Genomic DNA, 19,376 nt, shown 5'->3' on the forward strand with positions numbered 1-19,376 from the left:
CTACCGTGGAAGCCCTTTTACTCGACATACTGGCCCTGCTCAAACAGGGAGAATCGATCGATGCGCCCAGGCTTGCGGCGCTCGTGCGCGCACGCAACGAAAACGTCGCCGACGTATCGAAGCATCTGGCGAAAAAACGGCTCTTTCCCTTTTACCTGCGCGTGAAAACCGAAGATCCCGCACGTTGGAGCAGCTGGAAGATCGATGCCGACCTGGAGAAGCGGCTTTTGGCCGTCATACAGATGAAGCCCCGCAGGACGGCAAGCGGAGTTGCCACCATCACGGTCATCACGAAACCCTGGCCGTGCGGCAGCGACTGCCTGTACTGTCCCAACGACGTGCGCATGCCCAAAAGCTATCTATCCGACGAACCGGCGTGCCAACGAGCCGAACGCAATTTCTTCGACCCGTACCTCCAAGTGCTCTCGCGCCTGCATGCCCTGCGCGAAATGGGGCATCCCACCGACAAGATAGAGCTGATCGTATTGGGAGGAACCTGGTGCGATTACCCGGAAGGCTACCGGATATGGTTTATCCGCGAGCTGTTCCGCGCATTGAACGACCCGCTCGAGCAGAGCGCCGACGAAGCGAAGCGGATCCGAGAGCGCTATCGAAGCTGCGGGGTCGAATCCGATGCGGGAACCCTCGCCCAGAACGCCAAAACCGAGCAGGAACGCGTGACGGAGGGCGAGGCGACCTACAACCAGGCCGTTTCGCGCCTCTACGGGCAGCACGTCGGATGGAGGCGGATCTCGACCGTGCAGACCGCGGCCTTCGCCGAACTCGAAAGCCAGCATCGATTGAACGAATGCGCCAAGCGGCGCGTCGTAGGACTCGTCATCGAGACTCGGCCCGAAAACGTCACGGCAGGCCGCCTCACCCACATCCGACGTCTTGGCTGCACGAAGATCCAGATGGGCATACAGAGCCTCGATAAAGCCATCCTGCACGACAACAACCGCGCGGGGGATCCGGAGTCGGTGGCACGCGCGTTTGCACTGGCCCGGGCGTTCGGATTCAAGATCCACGCGCACATGATGGCCAACCTCTACGGAGCCTCCCCTGAAAGCGACCTGGCCGATTATCGCCGCCTTACCGGCGAGGCAGCCTATCGACCCGACGAGGTGAAGCTCTATCCCTGCGCACTGGTGGACGGCACCGGACTCGTCCGGCACTTCGCCGACGGAACCTGGCGCCCCTACGAAGAAGACGAGCTCATCGAGTTGCTGACCCGCTGCGTGCTGACCACGCCGCCCTTCATCCGCATCTCGCGCATGATCCGCGACATATCGGCTCGCGACATCATGGCGGGCAACAGGAAAACGAACCTGAGGCAGCTGGTCGAGGCCGCGGTCGCTCGCTCGGAAAAACCGGTCGGCGAGATCCGCTACCGTGAACTGAGCACGAGAAACGCGGCCCCTGAAACCCTCGAGCTGTCGGTGCTGCCCTACCGTACCGCCAATGCAGACGAGCACTTCCTCCAATGGACGATGGAATCGGACGGCTCCCGGAAAATCGCCGGGTTTCTGCGCCTGTCGCTTCCCCACGCCGCCTTCGTCTGCGCGCACCGAGACGAGCTGCCCGCGCCCCTCGGCGACGCGATGATCCGCGAAGTGCACGTTTACGGCAAGATGGCCCAGCTGCACGACACCAGCACCGGAGCCCAGCATCTGGGCCTCGGCCGCAGGCTGGTGGAAGAGGCCTGCACGATCGCGCGGAACGCCGGATACCACCGCATCAACGTGATCAGCGCCGTAGGAACGCGTGCCTACTACCGCAACCTGGGATTCACCGACTGCGGCCTTTATCAGAGCCGCAAGCTGTAAGCAACCCAGAAGCGCGGTGCGAGCCGTTCCGCAAGGCCCGGTCTAGAAATGCTCCACCATATACCGCACGACCGCCGCGCACCGATAGGCGGCTTCTTTCTCGAACACGGGGTAATCGACGCGCGCCGACCCATCCGCCTTGTCGGATACAGCGCGGACGATGACGAACGGCACTCGGTTCAGTGCGCAGGCCTGAGCGATGGCCGCACCCTCCATCTCGCAGCACAAACCTCCGAATGCGGTCGCGATGTCGTTTTTGTCGTCTTCATCGGCAACGAAGCGATCTCCCGAGAGGATCCGGCCCTCATGCGTGCGCACCTCGGGCGCAACCGCCTTTGCCGCCTCCACGGCGCAAGCGCGCAGGCGCTCGTCGGCACAGAAGAACGAGTCGATGGGCATCTGGGGCACCACCCCGCGTTCGTACCCGAAATTCGTGGCATCCATATCGTGCTGGACCGCATCGACCGACACCACCAGATCCCCAATGTCGATGGATGTGTCAAGCGATCCGGCGATCCCCGTGTTCACGATGTAATCGACCCCGAACACGCTGATCAGAACCTGAGCGCACAAAGCTGCGTTCACTTTGCCGATCCCCGAGCGCACCACGACGACCTCGGTGCCCCCGAGCGCCCCCGAGCAGAATTCGGTGGACATGTGATGACTCGCAACGAGCGAACCCATGGAGTTCTTCAGCTGCTCGGCCTCGACTTCCATTGCGGCGATGATTCCGAATCTGGTCATGGCTTATACCTCTATCTGCGGATAAGTCGTATGCGCCTCGTCAAGCGACGACAGCGTCTTGTCGAGATAGTGACGCGCCCACCACTTGGCGCCCATAAGGTCGCTGTCATGATAGTTCCCGCATTCCACCGGCGTCGCTCCGGGAACCTCTCCCTCGAAATCGCGCACGAACGCGAACATGGCGCGCACGAGATCGGCCACGTCCGCAGATTCGTACGCGCCGAACACAACCAGATAAAAACCCGTACGGCACCCCATGGGACCGAAGTACACAACCCGGTTCTTCCAGTTAGGATCGTTGCGCAGATACGTGGCGATCAGATGCTCGATGGCATGCACGGAGGCGGTGTCGATGACCGGCTCGCGGTTCGGCGCCGTCATCCGCACGTCAAACGTGGTGACGGGATTGCCGTGCTCGGGATCGCGGTCGATGCGCGACACGTACACGCCGGGCTCGAGCCGCAGGTGATCGATGGTGAAGCTTGAAATGCGCTCCATAGCTCTCCTTCTTCGCAGACGTCGTTTCATCGTTGCGCTCTGTAGTATAGCGAGGATAGCATGCAAAACCCGAAACGCCGCAGTTACAGAAGACGTCCCTTCGCTTTTGGAAGAGGCGGCCGAAACGGACCTGCGCTAGAATGGGCGGACAACCGCAACGCAATCGGAGGTCCCATGTACGAACTGAAAACCGAAGCCGCCTTCGACGGCGCCCATTTCCTCACCGACTACTACGGCAAATGCGAGAACCTGCACGGGCACCGCTGGCGCGTGGTCGCCTACATCGGCAAGGAATCGCTTGAGACCGCCGGCACCCACAAGGATATGGTGCTCGACTTCAGCGTGTTCAAGCGCACGGTGCGCGCAGTCGTCGAAGAGCTCGACCACACGTTCCTGGTGGAAGAAGGCTCGCTCAAACCCGAAACCATCGCGCACCTCGAATCAGAGGGGTTCGAGCTTACCGTCCTTCCCTTCCGCACGACCGCCGAGAACCTGGCAGCGCATCTGTTCGACCGCATAGCCGCCTCCGGATTGCCCGTCACCTGCATCGAAGTGTACGAAACCCCCAACAACTGCGCGATCTACAGGCCCTAATGCGCAAATGCCGCGCCTGCGATCGATGCGCGGGCGCGGCTCTTCGCTTTGCGGGAAGGCCCTTCTATTCCCTCAGGAACCCGTCGGCGACCTTCTTGGCAGCCTCGGACGCCCCTACGTGCTCCATATGATCAAGCTTCTCACGCGGCGTGGCCCAGCACTGCGTTGCAGGCAGCCCTTCGATCTGCGCCGCCTCGAACACCGGATCGAGGCCCTTTTTCTTCTGCGCAGAATAATCTTCGAGCGCGGCAAAGGCCCACTTGCCCAAAACAAGGATCACGAAGATGTTGATGATGGCTTCGATGCCCATGAGGATATCGGCGAGGTTCCAGGCAAGGTTGAAGTTCGACGTTGCTCCGAAGAACACCGCCACGCAGCAGCAGCACCGAAACACCAGCAGGAAGACCCGGTTGTTCTTGATGAACTTCAGGTTGCTCTCGGCATAGAAGTAGTTGCCTATGATGCTGGAGAACGCGAACGCCACGATGGCGAACGTGATCACGTAGATACCCGCCTCGCCGACCGCGTTTTTAACCGCGGCTTGGACGAGAGGCATGCCGTTGAGGTCGCCGGGAGCACCGTTCACGTAAAACAGCAAGATGATCATAGCCGAGCAGGTGCAGATAACGGCCGTGTCGATGAACACCGACAGCGTCTGGGCAAGACCCTGTTTGGCGGGATGCGACACCGAAGCCGAAGCCGCCGCATTGGGGGCCGAACCCATGCCGGCCTCGTTCGAGAACAGGCCGCGCTTGATGCCGATAACCACAACCGATCCGGCGAAACCGCCGAAGATGGAGTTGAAATCGAACGCCGAGGCGAAGATGAGCGCGAATATCGCGGGAACGTCTCCCAGGTGCGTGATAGTGAGCACGAACCCGAAACCCAAATACGTGAGCGCCATGACCGGAACGATGAGCGAAGTAAGAACGCCGATGCGCTTCACGCCGCCGAAGATGATCATGGCCGTGAACACGGTGACCAGCGTGGCGATGACGAAAGGAACGCCCGACGTCTTGAAATCGGGAACGAAGTACTCGAACGACGAGGCGAGGTTGTATGCCTGCAGGCCGTTGAATCCCACGGCGAAGCACAGGATCAGCGATACGGCGAACACGATGCCGAGCCAGCGCATGCCCAGCGCCTGCTCGATGTAATATGCGGGGCCGCCGCGAAACTCGCCGTCCTCGCCGCGCACTTTCCAGATCTGGGCGAGCGTGGACTCCACGAACGCGGAGGCGGCGCCGATCATGGACATGATCCACATCCAGAACACCGCACCCGGACCGCCCGTGGCGATAGCGGTGGCAACGCCGGCGATGTTGCCGGTACCCACACGGCTTGCAGTCGATACCATCAGCGCCTGGAACGACGACACGGCATCGTGGCCGTCCACGTGCTTCTTCTCGGTGAGAACCGTGAACATGTCTTTGAAATAGCGAAACTGGACGAACTTCGTCCTGACGGAGAAATACGCACCAACCGCGATCAGCAGAAACACCAACAGGTACGTGTACATGACGGTGCTTACCTGATCGGTCAGACCAACCCAGAACTCCATATGCCTGCCCTTCTCAAGGTAACGAAACAATGACGCACATTGTACCGTTTCTTCATGATTTGGAAAGCCGGTGGCTCCAGATGGGAAAGGCTACCTCGGCGCGTTTCGCAGCCGAAGGGACGAATCAGATCTCGTAGCCCGGGACACGCCTCTTCGTCGATTGGCGCACGTTCACTTCCTGCCCGCGCACCGACACGCGCGAGTTGGGGGGCACCGATTCGGTTACGAACGCGCTGCCTGCGATGATGGACCCCTCGCCCACCACGGTCTCGCCGCCCAGAACCGAGGCGTTGGAATAGATGGTGACGTTGTCCTCGATTGTGGGATGGCGCTTGACGCCCGAGAGCTTCTGACCGCCGCGGGTGGACAACGCCCCCAGCGTCACGCCCTGATAGATCTTGACGTGGTTGCCGATGCGCGTGGTCTCTCCGATCACCACGCCCGTCGCATGATCGATGAAGAAATATTCGCCCACCTGGGCGCCTGCATTCAGATCGACGCCCGTTCCCTGATGGGCGTACTCGGTCATGATGCGGGGGATCAGAGGCACCCCCAAAAGATACAGCTCGTGAGCGATACGGTACACCGTGATGGCGAAAAAGCCCGGGTAGCAGAAGATGATCTCCTCTTTGCTCTGCGCGGCCGGGTCGCCGTCGAACGCCGCCTGCACGTCTTTGAGCAGCATCGACTGCAGATACGGGATGCGGGCAAGGAAGGACTTCGTAATGCGCCGCGCCTCTCCTTCGGCGGCGTGGAACGACAGCGTCTCGGAGTCGCGGAACAAAAGCGCCTCGCGCACCTGAACGAACAGGGCGTCTCCCACGCGATCGAGCATGCTGCCGGCGAAGTACTCCAGATTCGAGCACGCGGCCATGTCGTCGACGAAGTATCGGGGGAACATGATGGTGCGCACGTCCTTGACGATTTCGATGACCTTCTTGCGACTGGGAAAATGACGATCGGGTCGCGTGAAGAACACGTCGCCCGTCTCGTAGTTCTCCATAATGCCGCGAACCGTTCCCTCTAGATCCTCGCGATGCATGAATACCCTCGTTTCACAAAAGCAGTCGGATAACGCTGCCATACTATCAGGTTTGCGCGCCGCCGCGGCGCTTTTGTACCCGAACAACGCGCCTTGAGCCGCATACCGCAGCGACAGAGGCGGCGCAAGCCCTCTAGAAAGCCGCGAAACGGCGATGGCGCTGCTCGATCAGCTGGTCGGGCGTCATCACCGACAGCTCCTCGATCTGCTCGATCAGGAAGGCGCGCACCTCGGCGGCGGCCTTGTCCGGATCGAGGTGCGCAGGTCCGCTCCCCTCCGACAGCACGCGTTCGACAAGGCCCATGCGCGCCACCTCCTCGGCGCTCATGCGCATCACAGCGGCCGCCTCGGGAGCGCGCATGCGGTCCTTCCACAGGATGGAGGCGAATCCTTCGGGGGAAAGCACCGAGTAGACGGCGTGCTCTTGCATGGCCACGCGGTTCGAAACGGCAAGCGCCAGCGCTCCGCCCGATCCGCCCTCCCCGATGAGCACGCTGACCACCGGAACCTTCAGGCCCGCCATAGCGAACAGGTTTTCGGCGATGGCGTTTCCCTGCCCCCGCATCTCGGCCTCGGCGCCGCAGAAGGCGCCCTGGGTATCCACTAAGCACACGATGGGCCGTCCGAACTTCTCGGCCTGGCGCATCAGGCGCAGGCTCTTGCGGTAGCCTTCGGGCTGCGGGCATCCGAAGTTGCGCGCCACGCGCTCGCGGACGTCGGCTCCCTTCTCCTGCGCGATCACCGTAACCGGGCAGCCGGCCAACCAGGCCACGCCGCCCACGATGGCGCCATCGTCTCCGAACATGCGGTCGCCGTGCAGCTCGTGAAAGCCGTCGAATATGCGTTCGATATAGCGCATCGCCGTGGGACGGTTCACATTGCGCGCCAGCTGCACGCTCTCCCACGCCGCGCTCGCGTCGGCCGCAGCGGCACCCTCGCGGGGAAGCGCGATGCGCTCGGGAATCCGGCGCTCGCACTGCGCTCGATCGCGCGCCCAGGCGGCAACGGGCGCGGTGGCGAACCTAATCGCGGCTGCACCGCGACCGACCGCGCTCGCGATCGACCCGATGACGCCCCGCACGGTAAGGTCGCCCGCGTCCACCACAACCGGAATTCGCCCGTAGGTAACGTAGTTGAAGGTTCCCTGACCCAACTCGAGCGCCCGGCGCACGCTCTCGTAGCTCACGATGGCCTTGGTGCACCGCGCACCGGGCGCTTCGGACGCCCCCAGAACCTCGAGGCACGACGCTTCGTGGACGGCCAGAAGGTGAGCCAGGGAGCTGCGCATGCGCTCGCGCGGCACCACCGCATCGATCAGGCCGTGGGCGAGGGCGAACTCGGCGGTCTGAAACCCTTCGGGCAGCTCTTGGCGTATCGTGTCCTGAATAACTCGTTTACCGGCGAATCCGATGAGAGCGCGGGGCTCGGCCACGACGATGTCCCCTTGCAGCGCAAATGAAGCGGTCACCCCTCCGGTGGTCGGATCGGTGATCACCGAGATATAGAGCAGGCGCGCGCGGCTGTGCCGTTCGACGGCGCACGACACCTTCGCCATCTGCATAAGCGAGACGAGTCCCTCCTGCATGCGAGCCCCGCCGGAAGCGCAGAAAACGACCACGGGGAGACCCAGATCGGTCGCGCGATCGAACGTGCGAGCCACCTTCTCCCCCACGACCGAGCCCATCGACCCCATGAAAAAGGTAGAATCCATCACGGCCAGGGCCGTGCGTATCCCCGCAATGGCGCCCACTCCGCAGCGCACGGCCTCTTCGAGACCCGTTTTCGCGCGCTGGGCGACCAGCTTGTCCAGATACCCCGGAAAATCCAGCGGATCGGTCTGCTCGATTCCGCAGAACCACTCCTCGAAGCTGTCCATATCCAACAGGTCGTCGATGCGCTGCTGAGAAGTCATGCGCATCGGCCCTCCGCAGTGGGGGCAGATGTAATGGCTCGAGGCGATGCGGATCTCTTCGAAGGATAGGCCGCAGTGGGGACAGGCACGCCACGACTCGGGCTGATCGTAGGCCTTGTCGGTGGAGCACTCCGTCCATCCCAGCAGAGGATGGCGACCGTCGAGCGGCGCATACACCTTCAAGCCCCGCTGGGCCGCCCTGAACAGGAACAGATCGACCGACGAGAGGGTTATCGCCTCGTCGCACAGAAAAACGGCCGTCGCCCCGCACGCCTCGGCGGCGGTGAGAACGGCATGGGCGTTGGAGAACAGCTGGTTGGAGTATCGCTCGCCGATGCACACCGTCCCCTTGGCGAAACGGAGATGCGATTGGTTGCCGTGATCGGCCGTGAACGGGACGAACGGAGCCATGCCCGACGACGCCACGGCCGAAACGACCTCGCGCGCGTCGCGGCCGCGCACCATCACCAAAACCGGCGGACCCGCAGGCTCGGTCGGCTCGTCGGCGAGGCGGCCGCATCCTTGCGCAGACGTATAGGCTGAAAGGCCCGCCGAGCGCACCGCATTCGGGGCGGAAAGCGCATCCGGAGATGCCAGCTCTTCGCTTATGCGATGCAAACGATAGACGACGTCGCAGCCCTTCGGCGCGACCTCGCTTCCCAACCGCCGAACCCCTCCCTCGGAAGCATAGGTGATGTAACTACGTTTGGCCATAGTGTCCGATGCCCCTCCTCGATGGCGGCTACGCCCGCTCGGGCGCAGCCAGCACGTACTTCTGCGTTGCCGTAGCACACACCTCGCCGTCCACCAGCGCAGTCGTTTGAGCCACGCACAGGCGAGACGACGACTTCACGATGGTCGCCTCGAGGCGCAGCACGTCTCCGGGACGCACGGGCCGGCGGAACTTAGCCGCGTCGATCCCCGTCAGAAACCCGATCGAGCCGTTCGCCCCGCGCCCCAGAAGTATGGAGATCGATGCGGCCTGGGCGAGCGATTCCATGATGATGACGCCCGGAAGCACCGGGTGGGTAGGAAAATGTCCTTTGAACAGCTCGAGAGACCGATCCACATCGAGTTCGGCCACGATCGACTTCCCCGGATCGCATGCAATCACGCGCGATACCCACAGAAACGGATCGCGATGCGGTAGGATCGACTCGATCTGGGCGCGCCCAAAGGGAAGGTCCTTAATCAATGCCGATGCGTCTTGCATGCCCAACCTCCTCGTTCGCTTCGTACGGAGAAAACGCCAAGCAGGCATTGTGCCCTCCGAATCCCAGCGAGTTCGACAGGGCCACCTTCTGCTTCAGACCCGTGATCGCGCTTCCCGCCACCACCGACACCGGGCAGTCGGGATCGGGCTGGGAGTACCCGGCGGTCGGCGGCACCGTGCAGCGCGCAACCGACAGGGCGCACACGATAGCCTCGAGCGCGCCGGCGGCTCCCAAGGTATGACCCACCGTACCTTTGATCGAGGTCACGGGAATATTGCGGGCGGCGTCTCCGCACAGACCGGCGAGGGCGCGCGCTTCGGTCGAATCGTTGGCGAGGGTTCCGGTCCCATGAGCGTTCAGGTGGCCCAGATCCTCCGGGGAAAACCCGCCTTCCGCAAGCGCCATCCTCATGGCGCGCTCGATGGCGTCGCTGTCGGGATCGGGGGCAGTCATATGGTAGGCATCGCCCGTGCACCCGTATCCCGCGATCTCGGCGATGATGGTCGCGCCGCGCGAAAGCGCATGCTCGAGCGACTCGATCACCAACGCACCGGCACCTTCCCCGGCAACGAACCCCGAACGGCGGGCGTCGAACGGCAGCGAAGCGGCCCGGGGATCCGACGACTTCGACAGCGCGCCGAGATTCGAGAAGCCCGCAATGCAAAGGGGGTTCACCGCCTCTTCGGTGCCGCCCACCAGAGCGACGTCGGCGTATCCGTGGCGGATGTCGCGGACGGCGTGGCCGATGCAGTTCGTTCCCGTCGCGCACGCGGTGACGATATCGAGGCACGCGCCCTTCATGCCGTAGCGGATCGCAAGGCCGCCCGCCGCTATGTTTCCGATCATCGTGGGGATGAACAGCGGGCTCACGCGCTTGGGTCCCTTTTCGAACAGCGCTTTGAACCCGCACTCCAGCTCATCTATACCGCCGATGCCCGTGCCGAACACCACGGCGACCCGATACGGGTCCTCCGCCTCCATATCGAGACCGGATTGGGCGATCGCCTCGTCGGAGGCAACCATAGCGTACTGAACGAACCGGTCCATGCGGCGCGCTTCCTTCTTGCTCAGCCCGTGCTCGGTCGCGTCGAACCCACGCACTTCGGCGGCAAGCGACACCTCGTAGCCCTCGGTATCGAACGACGAAATGGGCGCGATGCAGGTGTGGCCTGCGCACACGGCGTCCCACAGCGCCCCCACCCCCACGCCGGCCGACGATACCGCGCCCGTTCCGGTTACAACCACGCGGCGGGTGCCGTCAGCGCGGCGCAAACCGAGATCCTCGATAGCTTCGATCATAGCGACAGCCCTCCATCGATAGTCAGCACCTGACCGGTTATATATCCGGCCTCCTCGCTTGCAAGGAACACCACCGCCCGCGCGATATCGGATGCGCAGCCGAGGCGTCCGATCGGTATCCTGTCTGCAATAGCCTCTCTTTGCGTGTCGGAAAGGGCGGCAGTCATATCGGTCTGGACGAAGCCGGGCGCGATGGCGTTCACCGTGATGTTGCGCGACGCGAGCTCCTTGGCAAGCGACAGCGTGATGCCCACGACACCCGCCTTGGATGCGGCGTAGTTCGCCTGCCCGGCATTACCGTGAAGGCCCACGACGCTGCTCATCTGGATGAGGCGTCCGTAACGCTGCTTGGCCATCACCTTGGCGGCTGCCTTGCAGCAGTGAAACGTGCCCTTCAGGTTCACGTCGATCACCGCGTCGAAATCCTCTTCCCTCATGCGCGCCACCAGCTTGTCGCGCGTGATGCCCGCATTGTTCACCACCACGTCGAGCCGGCCGAACGCCTCGCACGCGCGCTCGACCAAAGCCCGAGCCTCGTCGGCAACCGCTACATTGGCCGCAACGGCGATGGCACGCACGCCGTAATCGGCCGCCAGGCTGTCGGCGAAGGCGGTCGCTGCCTCCAGACCCGCCTCAGACGAGCAGTTCACACACACGTCGTACCTCGCCCGCGCGAGTTGGACGGCCACTTCGCGGCCAATTCCGCGCGTGGAACCCGTGACCAGCGCACTGCGGACAGGCGCGGTCGATTCGGTACCGGCCATTAGAAGCTCCTTCCTTGCAAAAGGTAAACCTACCTGCGGTTTTCCGATGCGCTCTGCGCAAGCAGCGCGAGACACGAGTCGAACGATGCGCGGTCCTGAACGCACATGCGCTGCGCATCCTTATCGATGCGCCTGATCAGACCAGCCAATACCCCGCCGAAACCCACCTCGACGTAGGAGGCGGCGCCAGAATCAGACAGCAGACGGATGCTTTGGGAGAAGCGCACGGCGCTCACCAGATGGAGCGCCAGGTGGTCGCGAACCGTCGATGCGGACAACGGACTCGCATCGACGTTGCAGATCAAAGGCGCGCTCGGCTCACAGAACTCGACGCTTTCCAAATACGACGAGAACGGTGCGACCGCATCGGCCATGAGGGGGCTGTGAAATGCACCCGAGGTCGGAATACGCGAAAAGCGGCCGCCCGACGCCGCCCACGCCGCCTCCGCGCGTTCGATGGCGCCGACCGATCCCGAGATCACGATCTGACCCGGACAGTTGAAATTCGCCGCCACCAGCACTTCTTCTTGCGCGCACCGGGAAACGAGCTGCGCGACCGCGTCCTCCTCGGCCTTCAGAAGCGCCGTCATGGCCCCGGGATTCGCATCGGCCGCCTCGCCCATGAGGCGCGCCCGCACCGATGCGACGGAAAGGGCCCGCTCGTCGGTCAGCATGCCGGAAAGCGCCAGCGCAGAGACCTGCCCGAGGGAAAACCCCACGAACGCCGAAGGAACCACGCCGCGCGCCTGGAGAGCGCGACCTATCGCGATCGACAGCGTCGCAATCGCCGCTTGGGCGTTGCGCGTGTCGTTCAGCGCGGCCGCATCACCGCAGGCGCACAGAGTCGCCACATCGACGCCGAACACGTCGGATGCGCACTCGAACACCTCGCTGACCTCGGGAATACCCATCATATCCGCACCCATGCCGGAACGCTGCGCACCCTGTCCCGAGCATGCGAAAACCGGACCCGCCGCCAACCGGAAAGGTTCGCATGCAGGTTGCGCTGCTCTGTTGAATGTCATGAAAACCCTTCTCGCTAGGTTAGCTGCGCTCTATCCGCGTTCAGCGCCGCAAGCGCCTCGAGGCGATCGCCACCCAGCCCGAGCGCCCCGTCGACCATGCGGTCGATGACCTCTGCGGCCGAGGCGCGCTGGGAAACGATACCGGCCACCTGCCCCGCCATGACCGATCCCCCGTCAACGTCGCCTTCGACGGCCCGCCTGAGCGACCCCGCGTAAAGCGCTTCCAGCTCGTCTGGCGAGGCGGCCTCGGCCTCGAGCTGACGCACGCGACGGGAGAACCGGTTTTTCAGGCAGCGGACGGGATGACCCGACCCGCGCCCGGTGACGATCGTGTCGGAATCCTTCGCATCGAGAACGCGCTGCTTGTACGCATCGTCCACCGTGCACTCGCTCACCGTGAGGAATCGCGTACCCACCTGCACGCCCTCGGCTCCCAGCGCAAAGGCCGCCAGCATGCCGCGCGCGTCGGCGACACCGCCCGCACCGATCACGGGAATGGACACCGCCCGCACGACCGAGGGAACGAGCGCCATCGTGGCCAGCTCGCCCACATGACCTCCCGCCTCGGTTCCCTCGGCTACCACCGCATCGGCTCCCAGGCGCTCCATACGGCGGGCCAGCGCGGCGGAAGCGACGACGGGAACCACCTTGATGCCCGCCTCCTTCCACATGCCCATGAACGCCGACGGGCTGCCCGCACCCGTGGTGATCACGTCGATGCGCAGATCGCGCAGAAGCTGCGCGAGCTCGGCGGCGTTGGGATCCATCAGCATGACGTTGGCGCCCAGGGGCCTCGACGTCTTCTCGCGAGCCAACCGAACCTGCTGCTCGACCCATTCGAGGGGTGCACCGCCGCATGCGATGATGCCCAAGCCTCCGGCCTGGCTGACCGCTGCGGCGAGGTTCGCATCGGCTATGCGGGCCATGGCTCCCTGCACGACGGGCTTCTCGATCCCCAGGATATCGGTAACGCGCGTTCTCATGCGATCGACCGCTTACAGAGAGTCGATGTAGGAAACCATGTCCCCGATGGTTTCGATGCCCTCGGGCTCGCCGAACTCGATATCGAGCTTCTCTTCGATATCGCAGATGAGCTCGACCATGTCCAGCGAGTCGATGCCCAAAGAATCGAGGGTCGCCTCAGCGGTGACGGCCTCTTCGTCGATGTCGAGGTTCTCGGCGAGGGTGGACTTGATGACGTCGAGGGTTGCCATATTCGTTGTTCCTTTCGTTCGTGATAAATAGTTAGACTATCTAACCAATCTCATAGTAGGTGCGCGATCGAACCGCCGCAAGAACCTCCATCATTTCTTGCGAACACAGTTCCTACGCGCGGGAATCGAAAAACGCCTTCAGCTTGCTGAGCGCTTCGGCCAAAAGGCGCGCCTCCCGGTCGTTCAGTTCGGACAGCGCGGCCGCAAGCATCTCCTCGTGAAAGATCCGGTGCGCCCGATAGACCTTTCGCCCGCGCGCCGTAAGCGACAGCAGTACCTTGCGCCGATCGGCCTCGTCGCGCTCGCGCCTGACGAATCCCTGGGACTCGAGCTTCTTCACCGCCGATGTGAGCGTGGCAAGCGTGACGCCGAGCCGGTTCGCCGCGACGTTCATGGGATTACGCTCGTACATGCCCACCGCCACGATGGTATGGACGTCGGTGATGGAAAGACCTTCGGTGAAGCGGTTCTGGAGGGCCTGCTCCTCAACGCGCAGGATCGAGTTGAACGTACCCGACAGCAGCTCGTCCAAATCGAGGTTTCGATCAAGCAGATGCTGGTAGTTATCGGTCACTGACCCTCCCGGAATCTTGGGCGCCCCTCGTTTCGCGCGCGAACGGATGCGAGTGGAAGTAGCGTGGATTTCTTCGCGACTCCCCCGTCACGCACAGATTAGTTAGATAATCAAAGTAAATCTAGATCTGTCGAGACATATCGACAGTTTTTACGCAATTCGACCGAGGAGGGCGCGTGGGCTGCACCATCGTGGGCTGCGGAAAAGCCGCACCGAGTCTTGTTGTGACGAATGACGATATCGCGCATCTGGTAGATACCGACAACGAGTGGATCGTGCAGCGCACAGGCATCCGGTGCCGGCGTATCGCCCAAGGAGAATCGACCACCGACCTGGCGGTGGCGGCAGCCGAGGCGGCGTTGGGAATCGAGACGGACGGTCCCGTCGGAAAAAGCGGATGGAGGTGCGCGCACCAGGGCGCCGCGCCCCTCGATCCCTCATCGATCGACCTTATCATCTGTATGACCATCAGCCCCGATGCGACCATGCCCTCGCAAGCCGCCCTCGTGCGCCAGCGCTTGGGGGCGACGGACGCCGTGTGCTTCGACCTGAACGCCGCATGCTCGGGGTGCGTGTACGGCCTGAGCGTGGCCGAAAGCATGATGGCCGCAGCGAACGCAACCCGCTCCTGCACGCGCAATCCCGTAAAGCGCGCCCTGGTGATCGGCGCCGAGCGGCTCAGCCGCGTGGTGGACTGGACCGATCGGACGACCTGCATCCTCTTCGGCGATGGCGCGGGCGCGATCCTGCTCGAATGGAGCGACGCCCCATTGGGAATCCTCTCGACGTTTTTGAAGAACACCGACGATACCGATGGACACCTGACGCTTGGGGCCGCCCACGGGGCGAACCCTTCCCCTCCGTTCCCGATCGAAACGCCTGAAGCCCGTCTGTCGCGCGCCGCTCGACAGACAGACGTCCTCGCCGATGCCGCCGATTCGCGAAGAAACGCGAGCGCAACGCCGGAAAGCGGACTAGATCCGGAAGGGTTTTCCCCGTACATCGCCATGAACGGCCAAGCCGTGTTCCGGTTCGCCGCCGCAGCGGTCGTCGAGGCTGTCGAGGAGGCCTGCGCACGGGCGGGCGTATCCGTCGACGACATCGATCTGATCGTTCCCCACCAGGCAAACGAGCGCATCATCCGTTATGCCGCCAAGAAGCTGGGGCTTCCGATCGAGCGGTTCCAGCTCTCCATCAACGCATCCGCCAACACCTCGGCCGCCAGCGCGCTCATGGCTCTGACCGACGCGCTGGCGCAGGGGAAGCTCCGCGCCGGCGACACGGCCGTCATGGTGGGTTTTGGCGGCGGACTGACCGCCGGATCGGTTCTTTTCCAACTGTAGGGAAAACCCTATTTAATCTTTTGTAAGAATAAATAAGAACCGCGCTTTTACAAAACGGCAACGAAAATTCCCTTCCGCTAAACCCTACGTTTCTCGATCCAAAAACGCCTGGTTACCAACTCACTACGTTGATAACCAGGCGTTTTGTTATTACCATGACCCTATTGCCAACAAAATGGCAACAAACGAGGGGGATCCGGCGCGGCGTGCGCGAACGCAGCGCTTGGGAAGACGAGTGCGAAGGGCGGGCAATGAGAGGGCGGACGATCGTCGCAGTTCTTGCGGGAGCGGCCTGTGCGGTTCAGGGGGCGCTCGTCGCGCTGGGGGGCGATCGAAAACTGCTCAGGCCGCCCGGTTCCCAAGGAGAGCGCGACCTCATGGCACGCTGCGTGCGCTGTGGGAAATGCATGCTGGCCTGTCCCTACACCGCCATCGCGCCCGCGGGGTTCGATGCGGGGATATCCCAGGGAACTCCCTTTATCGACGCGCGCACCCAAGCGTGCCGTCTGTGCGAGAACACCCCCTGCGTCAAAGCCTGCCCCACCGATGCCCTGCGCGATATCGATAGGATCACCGACATCCACATGGGAACCGCCGTCATCGATGAGAGCCGCTGCCTTTCCTACCGAAGCCTGCGCTGCGAAGTGTGCTATCGCACCTGCCCTCTTATCGATTCGGCTATATCGATCGAGTATTCGATGCGCGAGGGCGATGCGATCCACGCAACGTTTGCCCCGGTTATCAACGAAGAGAACTGCGTCGGATGCGGGCTGTGCGTCGAGCGCTGCCCCGTAGACGACGGAGGGTCCGCCATCGTCATCGAACCGCGCACCGGGCGTTTGCGCGCAACCAGTTAGGTTTTCCGCGGCTCGTCCGCGTCAGGAACACGTAAACGGAGGGATAATCATGGATCTGACACGACGTTCATTCGTCAAGGCGACAGCCGTCGCACTCGCCAGCGCTGCCGCCGGGGGAAGCAGCGCCGCCCTTTCCGGGTGCGCACCCCGTTCGCTTTCCCAGGAAACCGAGATGCACCAGGCGGTCTGCCGCTTCTGCGGCTGCGGCTGCGGCGTTTTGTGCGAATCGAGGAACGGGAAGCTCGTCTCGGTCACGGGCGACCCGGACAACGGATCGAACCGGGGACTGAACTGCATCAAGGGCTACTATCTGGCCAAGATCCTCTACGGAGAGGATCGCATCGTCAAGCCGCTCATCCGCGACGACGCCTCCACCAAGGGAACCGACGAGGGGCTGCGCGAGGCCACCTGGACCGAAGCGCTCGAGCTGGTGTCCGAGAAACTTCGCGAGACCTGGAAGAACGACAAGAGCCGTCTGGCGTTTTGGGGTTCGGGCCAGCAGCCCATCCTCGAGGGGTACTGCACGGCGAAGTTCTGGAAGGCCGGACTGCTGTCAAACAACATCGACCCCAACGCACGCCTGTGCATGGCAAGCGCCGTCGTGGCCTTCATGAACGTTTTCCAGACCGACGAGCCCGCGGGCTGCTACGCCGACATCGACGAGGCCGACGTGTTCGTAACCTGGGGCGCCAATATGGCCGAAGCGCACCCCATGCTGTACTCGCGCCTCACCGCCCGCAAGCTTTCGGGGAACAACGTGCGCCATTTCGATCTGGGAACCATGCGCACCCGCACGTCGGCCAGCGCCGACAAACTGCTTTTGTTCAAGCCGGGAACCGATCTGGCCATCGCCAACTGCATCGCGAACTACCTGGTGGAAAACAAGCTATACGACGAGAAGTTCGTCACCGACCACCTGCAGTTCAAACAGGGCTCCGAAAACATCGGCAACGCCCAGGACGACGGCTACGACGCAAGCGACGCGGGTAAGAGCGCGGGAGCCGTTTCGGGCATCACCTTCGAGGAGTACGCCGAGAGGCTCAAACCCTACACGTTCGAATACACCGCCGAGCTTTCCGGGGTGCCGATCGAAGACCTCAAAGAGCTCGCTTCGGTGTTCGCCGAGCCCGGCACCCGCATCATGTCGCTGTGGACCATGGGCGTGAACCAGCACAACCGCGGCACCTGGATGAACCACAACATCTACAATATCCACCTGCTCACGGGCAAGATCGCCCAACCCGGCTGCGGTCCGTTCTCGCTTACCGGACAGCCCAGCGCCTGCGGAACCGCGCGCGAGGTGGGCACGTTCAGTCACCGCCTCCCCGCCGACCTCGTTGTGAACAACGAGGCGCATCGCCGTTACAGCGAGGCGGTATGGGATCTGCCCGAAGGTTACCTGGACCCCATATCCAAGCCCGGCTTCCACACCGTCAAAATCTTCCGAGAGCTGTCCAAGGGCAATATCGACTTCCTCTGGAGCGCCCACAACAACTGGGCGGTTTCCATGCCCAACCTCACCCGCACCCTCGGACGGGGCGACAAGAAGGGCATCATGGACAGCTTCATCGTCGTGAGCGAGGTCTACCCCACCCTATCCACCAAGTACGCCGACGTCGTGCTGCCCTCGGCCATGTGGGTCGAGCGCGAGGGCCAGTTCGGAAACGGCGAGCGCCGCACCACGGTGTTCGAGAAGGCCGCCGACGCACCCGGCGAGGCGCGCTGGGATCTGTGGATGCTCATGGAGGTGGCCAAGCGGGTTCTCGACGGCGAGACGATCGACGGCCAGGACGCCTTCGACAAGCTGTTCGGCTCCATCTACGACAAAGACGCCGCGGACTTCAAGGCCGACATGCGCGCAACCAACACCGCCCTGTGGGAAGAGTACCGCACGTTCTCGAATCCCGAGCTCAACCCGCGCGCGGCGGCCATCAACCAGTCGGCCAAGTTGAAGATGGAGGCCAAGCAGCTGGCCCCTTACGAGGCCATCATCAAGGGCCATGGGCTCACCTGGCCCGCACGCGAGGTCGACGGGGAATGGAAGCCCACGCTGTGGCGCTTCTGCGACGGTCCCCAAGACGACGGATTCGACCAGTACGGCGTCGATAAATACGGCACGCGCGATCTGGCCGGCGGCATCTCGTTCTACAAGAGTGCCAACCAGAAGCCCTCGGTGGTCTTTCGACCCTACGAACCTCCCGCCGAGACGCCTGACGCGGAATTCCCCTTCTACTTCTGCACAGGACGCCTTCTGGAGCACTGGCACACCGGATCGATGACACGCCGCGTTCCCGAGCTGGACAAGGCGCTGCCCGAAGCCCTGCTTGAAATGAACCGCGACGACTGCGCGCGCCTGGGCATCGCCAACGGAGACCGCGTGAAAGTCAAGTCCCGCTGGGGCGAATTCGAGATCAACGTCTCGACGGCGGGACGCATGGAACCGCCCGCAGGCGTGACCTTCGCTCCTTTCTTCGCCGAAGAGGCCCTGGTCAACCTTGCCGTTCAGGATACCTACTGCCCCCTGTCCAAAGAGCCCGACTACAAAAAGACCTGCGTGTCCATCGAGAAGGTGGCGAAGGGAGCATGAGAAGGCCCGTCATGATCGCACTGTGCGCAGGGTTCGTCCTCGCACTCGGAGCCGGCGTGGCGGGATGCGCGGTACCGGCGGAGAAGGCATACGACGCCTCTGCCCACGCGCCGGCTCTCATGCCCGCAAGCCATAACGGGCGCTTCGCCGAATTGGGAGCGCAGGGATGCTACGGATGCCACGGATCCAGCGACCAGGCAGACCCGCTGCTCGCCTCCGCCCCCAAGATGCCAGCCGACCACTACTCGAACTCCGAACCCGCATCGCGCGAGATCGATCCGGTCAGAATGCAATGCAACACTTGCCACGGACAGGAATGAGG

General features: G+C 63.2%; 18 protein-coding genes. 6 read left to right on the forward strand and 12 right to left on the reverse strand.

The features are described from left to right. Positions 1-5: 5 nt before the first annotated feature. The gene (locus EIH26_RS07035; RefSeq protein ID WP_124061501.1) at positions 6-1,826 is read left to right on the forward strand and encodes an elongator complex protein 3; all 1,821 of its coding nucleotides are present in this window, start codon (positions 6-8) and stop codon (positions 1,824-1,826) included. A gap of 42 nt (positions 1,827-1,868) precedes the next feature. Here EIH26_RS07035 and EIH26_RS07040 read toward each other — a convergent pair whose 3' ends face one another. Together EIH26_RS07040 and EIH26_RS07045 are read right to left on the reverse strand one after the other, a co-directional pair. Further along, complete coding sequence (locus EIH26_RS07040) at positions 1,869-2,570, reverse strand: 5'-methylthioadenosine/adenosylhomocysteine nucleosidase (RefSeq protein WP_124061502.1); 702 nt, start codon at positions 2,568-2,570, stop codon at positions 1,869-1,871. Positions 2,571-2,573: 3 nt separating this feature from the next. Then, positions 2,574-3,068, reverse strand: a complete 495-nt coding sequence (locus EIH26_RS07045; protein WP_124061503.1) for an S-ribosylhomocysteine lyase — start codon at positions 3,066-3,068, stop codon at positions 2,574-2,576. 174 nt (positions 3,069-3,242) lie between these two features. On the opposite strand from EIH26_RS07045, the gene EIH26_RS07050 reads away from it, so the two are divergent. Then, positions 3,243-3,662 (forward strand): 6-carboxytetrahydropterin synthase, encoded by a 420-nt coding sequence (locus tag EIH26_RS07050; RefSeq protein ID WP_124061504.1) that lies wholly within the window; start codon positions 3,243-3,245, stop codon positions 3,660-3,662. Between the two features lie 64 nt (positions 3,663-3,726). Here the strand turns inward: EIH26_RS07050 and EIH26_RS07055 are convergent, their stop codons facing one another. The 10 genes from EIH26_RS07055 to EIH26_RS07100 form a co-directional block, all read right to left on the reverse strand. Next, a complete protein-coding gene (locus EIH26_RS07055) occupies positions 3,727-5,223 on the reverse strand; it encodes a sodium:alanine symporter family protein (RefSeq protein ID WP_124061505.1) in 1,497 nt (498 codons plus the stop codon). 124 nt (positions 5,224-5,347) lie between these two features. Continuing rightward, positions 5,348-6,265 (reverse strand): serine O-acetyltransferase, encoded by a 918-nt coding sequence (locus EIH26_RS07060; RefSeq protein ID WP_124061506.1) that lies wholly within the window; start codon positions 6,263-6,265, stop codon positions 5,348-5,350. Between the two features lie 133 nt (positions 6,266-6,398). Beyond that, on the reverse strand, positions 6,399-8,891 hold the full coding sequence (locus EIH26_RS07065; RefSeq protein ID WP_124061507.1) for an acetyl-CoA carboxylase carboxyltransferase subunit alpha: 2,493 nt from the start codon (positions 8,889-8,891) through the stop codon (positions 6,399-6,401). A gap of 28 nt (positions 8,892-8,919) precedes the next feature. Further along, complete coding sequence (gene fabZ, locus EIH26_RS07070; protein WP_241152803.1) at positions 8,920-9,390, reverse strand: 3-hydroxyacyl-ACP dehydratase FabZ; 471 nt, start codon at positions 9,388-9,390, stop codon at positions 8,920-8,922. Next, the gene (gene fabF / locus EIH26_RS07075) at positions 9,365-10,690 is read right to left on the reverse strand and encodes a beta-ketoacyl-ACP synthase II (protein WP_124061508.1); all 1,326 of its coding nucleotides are present in this window, start codon (positions 10,688-10,690) and stop codon (positions 9,365-9,367) included. Before fabF ends, fabZ begins: the two co-directional genes overlap by 26 nt. Further along, positions 10,687-11,454, reverse strand: a complete 768-nt coding sequence (fabG, locus tag EIH26_RS07080; RefSeq protein ID WP_124061509.1) for a 3-oxoacyl-[acyl-carrier-protein] reductase — start codon at positions 11,452-11,454, stop codon at positions 10,687-10,689. The genes fabF and fabG overlap by 4 nt, the downstream gene beginning before the upstream one ends. 29 nt (positions 11,455-11,483) lie before the next feature. Then, entirely contained in the window at positions 11,484-12,479 is a 996-nt protein-coding gene (locus tag EIH26_RS07085; RefSeq protein ID WP_124061510.1) for an ACP S-malonyltransferase, read from the reverse strand. A gap of 14 nt (positions 12,480-12,493) precedes the next feature. Beyond that, the gene (locus tag EIH26_RS07090; protein WP_124061511.1) at positions 12,494-13,462 is read right to left on the reverse strand and encodes a nitronate monooxygenase; all 969 of its coding nucleotides are present in this window, start codon (positions 13,460-13,462) and stop codon (positions 12,494-12,496) included. A 12-nt stretch (positions 13,463-13,474) separates the two neighbouring features. After that, a complete protein-coding gene (locus tag EIH26_RS07095; protein WP_124061512.1) occupies positions 13,475-13,693 on the reverse strand; it encodes an acyl carrier protein in 219 nt (72 codons plus the stop codon). A gap of 112 nt (positions 13,694-13,805) precedes the next feature. Then, the gene (locus EIH26_RS07100; protein ID WP_124061513.1) at positions 13,806-14,267 is read right to left on the reverse strand and encodes a MarR family winged helix-turn-helix transcriptional regulator; all 462 of its coding nucleotides are present in this window, start codon (positions 14,265-14,267) and stop codon (positions 13,806-13,808) included. A gap of 176 nt (positions 14,268-14,443) precedes the next feature. Between EIH26_RS07100 and EIH26_RS07105 the strand changes: the two genes are divergently transcribed. The 4 genes from EIH26_RS07105 to EIH26_RS07120 all read left to right on the forward strand — a co-directional run bounded on the left by EIH26_RS07105 (position 14,444) and on the right by EIH26_RS07120 (position 19,374). Next, a complete protein-coding gene (locus EIH26_RS07105) occupies positions 14,444-15,610 on the forward strand; it encodes a 3-oxoacyl-ACP synthase III family protein (RefSeq protein WP_124061514.1) in 1,167 nt (388 codons plus the stop codon). Positions 15,611-15,861: 251 nt separating this feature from the next. Continuing rightward, positions 15,862-16,467 (forward strand): 4Fe-4S dicluster domain-containing protein, encoded by a 606-nt coding sequence (locus EIH26_RS07110; protein WP_124061515.1) that lies wholly within the window; start codon positions 15,862-15,864, stop codon positions 16,465-16,467. Positions 16,468-16,516: 49 nt separating this feature from the next. Continuing rightward, entirely contained in the window at positions 16,517-19,054 is a 2,538-nt protein-coding gene (locus EIH26_RS07115; RefSeq protein WP_124061516.1) for a molybdopterin-dependent oxidoreductase, read from the forward strand. Continuing rightward, positions 19,051-19,374, forward strand: coding sequence for a nitrate reductase cytochrome c-type subunit (locus EIH26_RS07120; protein ID WP_241152804.1), 324 nt, complete (start codon positions 19,051-19,053; stop codon positions 19,372-19,374). The genes EIH26_RS07115 and EIH26_RS07120 overlap by 4 nt, the downstream gene beginning before the upstream one ends. The last annotated feature ends 2 nt before the right edge of the window (positions 19,375-19,376 follow it).

The organism is Gordonibacter sp. Marseille-P4307 (assembly GCF_900604965.1).
In the GTDB taxonomy this organism is placed as follows: domain Bacteria; phylum Actinomycetota; class Coriobacteriia; order Coriobacteriales; family Eggerthellaceae; genus Berryella.